Raw genomic sequence first — 6393 nt, forward strand, 5'->3', positions numbered from 1 at the left:
CAAGTGGGGAGATTGGCAGTTTCGACGTCCCGCCATCTTTCTTTTCCCATTCATCCATCAAGCGAGGCTGACCATGAGCGATTCCCGTGCTCGCGATATTCTATCGCGACAGGCTGAACTGGAGAGCGAGCGCAGCCAATACGAGCATGTCTGGGAGGCGGTGTCCGAATTCTGCGATCCCGATGCTCCCGACATGTGGAGCGGCCGCCGCCACGCGGGCACGGACTCGCAGGCCGAGCGGCAGGAGCGGCGCGGTGCGCGTGTCTACGCCAACACCATCAACTCGGCCGCCAACCGGCTGGCCGCCGGGCTGGAAAGCCTGATCATTCCGCAGTCGGAGAAATGGCATGGGTTGTCGACCGCGGCCATCAACGACGAGGAGACCGACGAGGAAAAGGAATGGGCGGAAGCGCTGCGCGATTTCCTTTTCTCGCTGCGCTACTCCGCCAATTCGAACTTCGTGCCGGCAACGCAGGCCTGCCTGCGCAATGTCGTGCGCTACGGCCCGGCCTATCTCTATGCCGAGGAAGGTTTTGGCGGCACGCTGATCCGCTATGCCTCGATCCCGGTGGTCGAGGGCTATCTCTCGCGCAACCGCTGGGGCCAGGTCGACATTTTCCACCGCCGCTACGAGCGCACGGCAAGACAGGCCGCGCAACTGCTCGGCTATGACAGACTGCCGGCGCGGATCAAAATCCTGGTCGACGACCCCGCCAAATGCGAGACGAAGATCTCGCTGATCCAGTGCATCCAGCCGCGCGACGAGCGCAAGATGTACAGCTTGAGTGGCTCCTACCAGTATCTCGATACGGCGTTCGCTTCCTATCACGTCATCGAGGACGAGGAGGCGGTCGTCAGGGAAAGCGGTTTTCGCTCGTTCCCGGTGTCGTGCTTCAACTGGCGCCGCTACGAGGGCGATCCGTACGGCATCTCGCCGACCATCGAGGCGCTGACGACGGTGCGCGAGGAGAACGCCGTGCGGCGCTCCGGCCTGCGCGCGCTGCAGCAGATCACCGATCCGGCGACGGCCTCCAAGGCAAGGCTAGACTATGTGCCGGTGCTCAATCCCGGCGAGAACTATCCCGGGCTGATCGACGATGCCGGCCGGCCGCTGATCGCGCCGATCGCCACCGGCCAGAACCCGACCTATGCGTTCAATTATGCCGACAGCCGGGCCGAGGAGATCCGCGACATGATGTTCGTCAATCTGTTCCAGACGCTGGTACAGAACCCGCAGATGACGGCGACCGAAGCCTTGATCCGGCAGGAGGAGAAGGGCGCGCTGCTCGGGCCGTCCGGTTCGATCATCCAGGCCGGCTTTGCCTCTAATCTCGACCGCGAGCTGGGCATTCTCGAGGACAAGGGACTTTACGAGGAAGATAGCCGCTTCCTGCCGCCGGCGAGCCTTGCCGGCAAGGCGCTGCGGCCGACCTTCACCGGTCCGCTCGACGTGCTGCGCCGTTCGGCCGAGGCGCGCGACACCACCCAGGTTGTCACCACGGCCATGCAGATGGCGCAGTTCGACCCCGGCGTGATGGACAATATCGACGGCGACGAGGCGCTGAAGATCGTTCAGGGCGCCGGCCGCAGCCCGCAGCGCATTTTTCGCCGCCAGGACGAGGTGGCCGGCATCCGCGATGCCAGAGCCAAGGCTCAAGCTGAACAGGCCGGCATGGCGGCGATGGCTGCCGCCGGCAAGGTCGCCAGGGATGCCGTGCCGGCGGCAGTGCAGGCGCGCGACAGCGGCCTGCTCGATGGGCTCGGCGGGCTGATGCCGCAGGATGTGCAAGATGCTTCGGGCGGGCAGGGCGCATGAGCCAAAAACGCTTCGCCCATTCCAGCCAGGCCGGCGGCCCGGCCAAGGCGCGGGATGCCCTGGCCAAGGCCTATCTCAGGGTGTTCTCGGGCCAGGACGGCGAAATGGTGCTGGCCGACCTGGCGGCCGCAACCGGCTATTACCGCCGCCCATCCTATGGCGAGTGGCTGGCCAAGACCAAGACGCCGAACGGCTTCGAGCTGCACAGCGCGCTGAGCAACGCGCGGGCCGAAGTGGTGCAGCATATTATGGGGTTTTTGACGCTGGACGAGGCGCAACTGGCGGCACTGGAGAAGGCGGCGAGGGCGGAGGCGTAGGGGCTTAGGAGCGCCGGCCTTGCAGGGGTCACGGCCCGCTCCGGCCGATCATTCCGGCGACCTCGGCCAGTTCACAGCAGGATCACCATAGGTTGCCGCGGCCAATCCCCGTTTAGCCGACGCCCGTCGGCTTTGAGCATCATTAATGTCGGCCAATTCCTCATTGGCGACCTCTCCAAAATTCATGACCCGACGAAGGCGGCAGGACCCGGCCGGATCGCCGGTGCGGCGCCCGACCGCGCGGTGATCTTCGGCAGTTCGAGTCTGCGGGCTCCTTGGGCAAGGAATATTAAATGGCGACTATACCTCTCCAGCTTGCTCAGCGCCGGCTCGATACCGGCAATGTGCTCTCCTATCCCGAAGGGTCGCCGATCGGCAGGGCGATGCAGGGTTTTGGCGACGAGCTCTCTGCGGTCGCAGAGCGCTATCAGCAGCAGAAGCAGCAGCAGGAAGCGTTCGACGCTGAACTCGCGCGGCGTCGGTTCAACGGCCAGATCGCGCAGGCGGAAGACGAGGTGGTGGCGAATGCGCCGGCCGATGGCGGAGGCCTGCATGACACGATGTACGGCCAGGTCGATCCGCGCACCGGCCTCGTCACCAAGCCTGGCCTGTTCGACACGCTGTTCGACGACGCCTTGCCGAAAATACCCGAGAGTCAGCGCACCGCTTTCGCCAGGCAGAAGGAGGCCATGCGCGAGGCCGGCTCACTACGCATGGCTGCGAGGCAGCTTCAGCGGCGCGACGAATATGAGCAGGCCGAGTGGACCAAGGTCGATAACATCTCAACCAGTGCCATCGCGCAAAGCAACCCGAAGGACACCGAGAACTTCGAGGCGATCCGGCAGAACGGCTTTGACCTGATCGCCAAACTCCGCAACCCGCTTGCCCGACAAGCGGCGGAAGTCGCCTGGCGCAGCAATACGGCCAAGGCGCTGGTTCAAGCGATGATCGCCCAGGATCCGAAGCGGGCTGCCGAGATGTTGGGTGCTGCGCAGGCTGGAAGCCGAACCAAGGACGACACCGCCGCGGCCCTGGGTGGCTCCAGCGCCTTTGGTGCGCCCAATGCGGCGGCAGCGAAGGGTGACCGCGTCGGCAAGCAGACGCCTGATGAAAGGGTGGCGCAGGCGTTCAGGGACGACCTTCCGCAACAGGAACAGGCAGCGCTGATCCGACAGGCGCAGGCGGCCAACACTGCTCAGCAGGTTGAGCTTCGCACCAACATCGGTCTCGCCGAGCAGAACGCGCCGGACGCCATCGCACGGACTGGCGCTTATTCCGGCAAGATGCCTGGCCGGGACGCCTTCAGGATCGCCTATGGGCTCGACAAGGGCGACAAACGCTTCCGAGATTTCGACTGGCGAGCCGATGTCGGTGGGCAGGTTTTCGGGATGCGCACCATGCCGAACCAAGCGATCCATGCGGCGCTACGCGACCCCGATTCCGGGTCGAACGGTACGCAGGAAGACCAGACGCGCCGTCAGGCGACCGCTGCCGCGGTAGGGCTGGTCATGAACCACAGGCGAACCGATGCCGGAGGCTACGTCAGGGAGGTGTTTCCCAATGTCGATGCCGCCTGGAAAGCCGTGATCGGCGGCGGGCTTGAGGATCCAAACGGCTATGACAAGGACGCCTATGACAAAGCGATAGCCATGTCGGTCGCCGCGCAAGAACATTTGGGTATTGAGAACCCTCAGCCCGTGCCGCTGTCCATTATCCGTGATCTCTCCGACAATTATGACAGCGCGAGCATGTACCAGCAGGACATAAACGCGAAAGTAAGCACGCTGCTTGCCGGAACGTCCGGCCCTGCCGCTCGAGCAGGCGTGGCCCGGCAACTGGCGGATGCCGATCTGGCCTGGATTATACCGGTTGAGTCTGGCTACAAGGCCCCTTCGACGCTTTTGGTGTTGGCATCAGAGGGGAAAGCCCTTGGCAAGGTAGTTGCCAATGCGGGGATCGCCCTGGCCAATGTAAATGATTGGGTTGCCTACGGCATGGCCGGAGGAACGATCAGCCCTCCAGATTACAAGGATGCCTACTACGAGCCGTCGAACCGCGACGAAAATCTGATGATGCATCAGGGATCTGACGCATTGGGCTGGTCGATACCGTCGCCCGCGTTTGGTCGAGCCGCTGTTGCCGAGAAAGGAATCCCGCAAGCAATTGAGTTGGTCGGTTCCGGGGCGGCAGGGCATGCAGAACGATCCATAGGCAGTCTGGAAGCCGCACCAAGTTCCAAGGTTGCTCCCGGTCAGCTTGAGAAGCTAGGTGCTGGCGAAGGCACTGCGCCAGCCATGCCGGCGAATGCACAGCCGGAGGATTTCACCAAACTACCCAGGACGTCGCTTGATGCCGCTGGAGAACTTCCGATCGCTGACTCCAACGCCCTCTCTGGCGTTACGACGCCCAGCCCCGTGCAAGGCGGACACCAGACGACCCGTTCGCCTCGGAAGTCAAAATTGGACCGCGAGATGATCGCCGCAGTGGCGAGCGAGCTGTTTGCCAGAGACCCTAGTCGCGTAGAGCATCCCGGTGCAAAATTTGGCGAGGCGACTACAAATAATTATCGGAAAGCGTATGCTCAGGCGAACCCCGACGTGAACATCGAGGATGTAGTAATTCATCATCCGGCTGAGCAGCAATTACTTAAGAGGCTTCTAAATTTCCTATCGAAGAAAAAGATCAATTCGATAGAAAATCTCCGCGGGATCCCTAAGGATTTAAACGATATTCTGCATCTTGTTATCATTAGGGGCGAAAATGACAAATTCTATGAAAAGTACCCGTATCCAACGGAGCAGCAGATTCTGGATCATTCTACAATGATGGATAAGAAATATGGCCATCATTTCGTGCCGCCTGTCGGAAAATATAGGTGAAAAATGGATTATTATTATGTAGAGCCATTTGTTGCTGGTGATTTTGGCAAAAATACGGTTCTCGATAACCGCGTTCACCCGCCGATTGTGCACAAACTTCACTACGAGATTGACGTTTGGATAGGTGATGTCCTGATAAGGAGTTTTCCCTGTTATCTTGTCACCAAAGAAGCCGAGCTGGAGCTGCTGAAGATGCGAGTTTCAGGGGCGACGTTTGCCGACGTCGAGGTTACTGCTTCGGAGTTGTTTCATCGGCTGCAGCCAGAAACAGAACTTCCAACCTTCGTCTGGATGAAGATCCATGGGCAGCCAGGACATGATGACTTCGGCATGGCTTCGAACCACACGCTTGTTGTTTCAGAGCGGGCGCTAGACGTGTTTGAGCGCCTCGGCAATGAGTCGGCCGGGATTCATTCATTCGACGAGCCGGAAAAGGATTGAATGATCCTAGTGACTTCGCACGTCAGAGATTTAGCTGATGGACTGCAAAACCTGAACGCGAATAGCCATCGGTTCTGCGGGCATCAATTCTGCAAGGTGCAGTCCAAATACCACGTGTTCAGATATGTTGGAGTTTGTAGCGTGACCCGCGCCTTGGTCGGAGGACCTTCAATATTTGCTGTCCTCATAACGAAGGTGTCGAGCATAAATGTCGTGCTGTCAAATGCAGCGATCTGATATACGTTTCGTCGGAAGATATCGTATTTCGTTGACGATGGTTTGAACGTGCCCGATTTGCTGGTTACAATGAAGTGATCGGCAAATTCTTGGATATCAAATTTCCTGGCCTTGTTAGCTGCGACGAATCCCGAGTCATCTGATGACGGTATGTCGGACCATGTGTGGAAGTCGCTTACTGAACATATGAAGACGTCGCCATCTTTTGAGTTCACTGGCTCCATTGCAGTTGTGTGCGTCAAGTTCTGCAAAATGGCGTGGCATTGCGGTGACGTCGGCGTGTCCGCCGCGCAGCCCCCGTGTTTAGCGGAGCGGCGGACACATGACGGTGCTCAGGCGGCCAAGGCCCTCAGGCTCTCCTTCTTGTGCTCGCGCAGATGATCCATGTTGAGATAGCGGGTCGCCTCGAGCCAGTTCTCGTGGATCTCCACCGCCAATGCCCGAACCAGCCGCAGACAGCTCCGCGGGTTGGGGAAGATGCGAACGACCAGGGTGCGCCGCTTGATCTCCTGGTTCAGCCGCTCCAGCATGTTCGTCGACTTCATGTGCTTGTGGTGAGCTAGCGGCAGCCGATAGAAGCTCAGCGTCTCCTCGATGTTATCTTCCACCCAGTTGACCAGCTTCGGGTATTTGGCCTGCCATTTGGCGATCCACTGCGCCAGGTCGCGTTTGACCTCGGCAAGGTCGCGCCGGTCGTAGAACC

Annotated in this window: 5 protein-coding genes; 4 read left to right on the top strand and 1 reads right to left on the bottom strand. The window is 60.3% G+C overall.

Annotation, left to right across the window (positions count from 1 at the left end):
* The first annotated feature begins 73 nt into the window (after positions 1 to 73).
* The 4 genes from NKH93_RS08440 to NKH93_RS08455 all read left to right on the top strand — a co-directional run bounded on the left by NKH93_RS08440 (position 74) and on the right by NKH93_RS08455 (position 5453).
* On the top strand, positions 74 to 1816 hold the full coding sequence (locus NKH93_RS08440) for a portal protein (protein ID WP_352969825.1): 1743 nt from the start codon (positions 74 to 76) through the stop codon (positions 1814 to 1816).
* The gene (locus tag NKH93_RS08445) at positions 1813 to 2133 is read left to right on the top strand and encodes a Bbp19 family protein (protein WP_352816921.1); all 321 of its coding nucleotides are present in this window, start codon (positions 1813 to 1815) and stop codon (positions 2131 to 2133) included. Before NKH93_RS08440 ends, NKH93_RS08445 begins: the two co-directional genes overlap by 4 nt.
* Positions 2134 to 2426: 293 nt before the next feature.
* Entirely contained in the window at positions 2427 to 5012 is a 2586-nt protein-coding gene (locus NKH93_RS08450) for a hypothetical protein (RefSeq protein ID WP_352969827.1), read from the top strand.
* 3 nt (positions 5013 to 5015) lie between these two features.
* On the top strand, positions 5016 to 5453 hold the full coding sequence (locus NKH93_RS08455) for a hypothetical protein (protein ID WP_352501181.1): 438 nt from the start codon (positions 5016 to 5018) through the stop codon (positions 5451 to 5453).
* A 569-nt stretch (positions 5454 to 6022) separates the two neighbouring features.
* On the opposite strand, the gene NKH93_RS08460 is transcribed toward NKH93_RS08455, so the two are convergent.
* The coding region (locus tag NKH93_RS08460; RefSeq protein ID WP_352458559.1) for a transposase at positions 6023 to 6393 on the bottom strand (371 nt) is incomplete at its 5' end.

The organism is Mesorhizobium sp. M0954 (assembly GCF_040319155.1).
GTDB lineage: Bacteria > Pseudomonadota > Alphaproteobacteria > Rhizobiales > Rhizobiaceae > Mesorhizobium.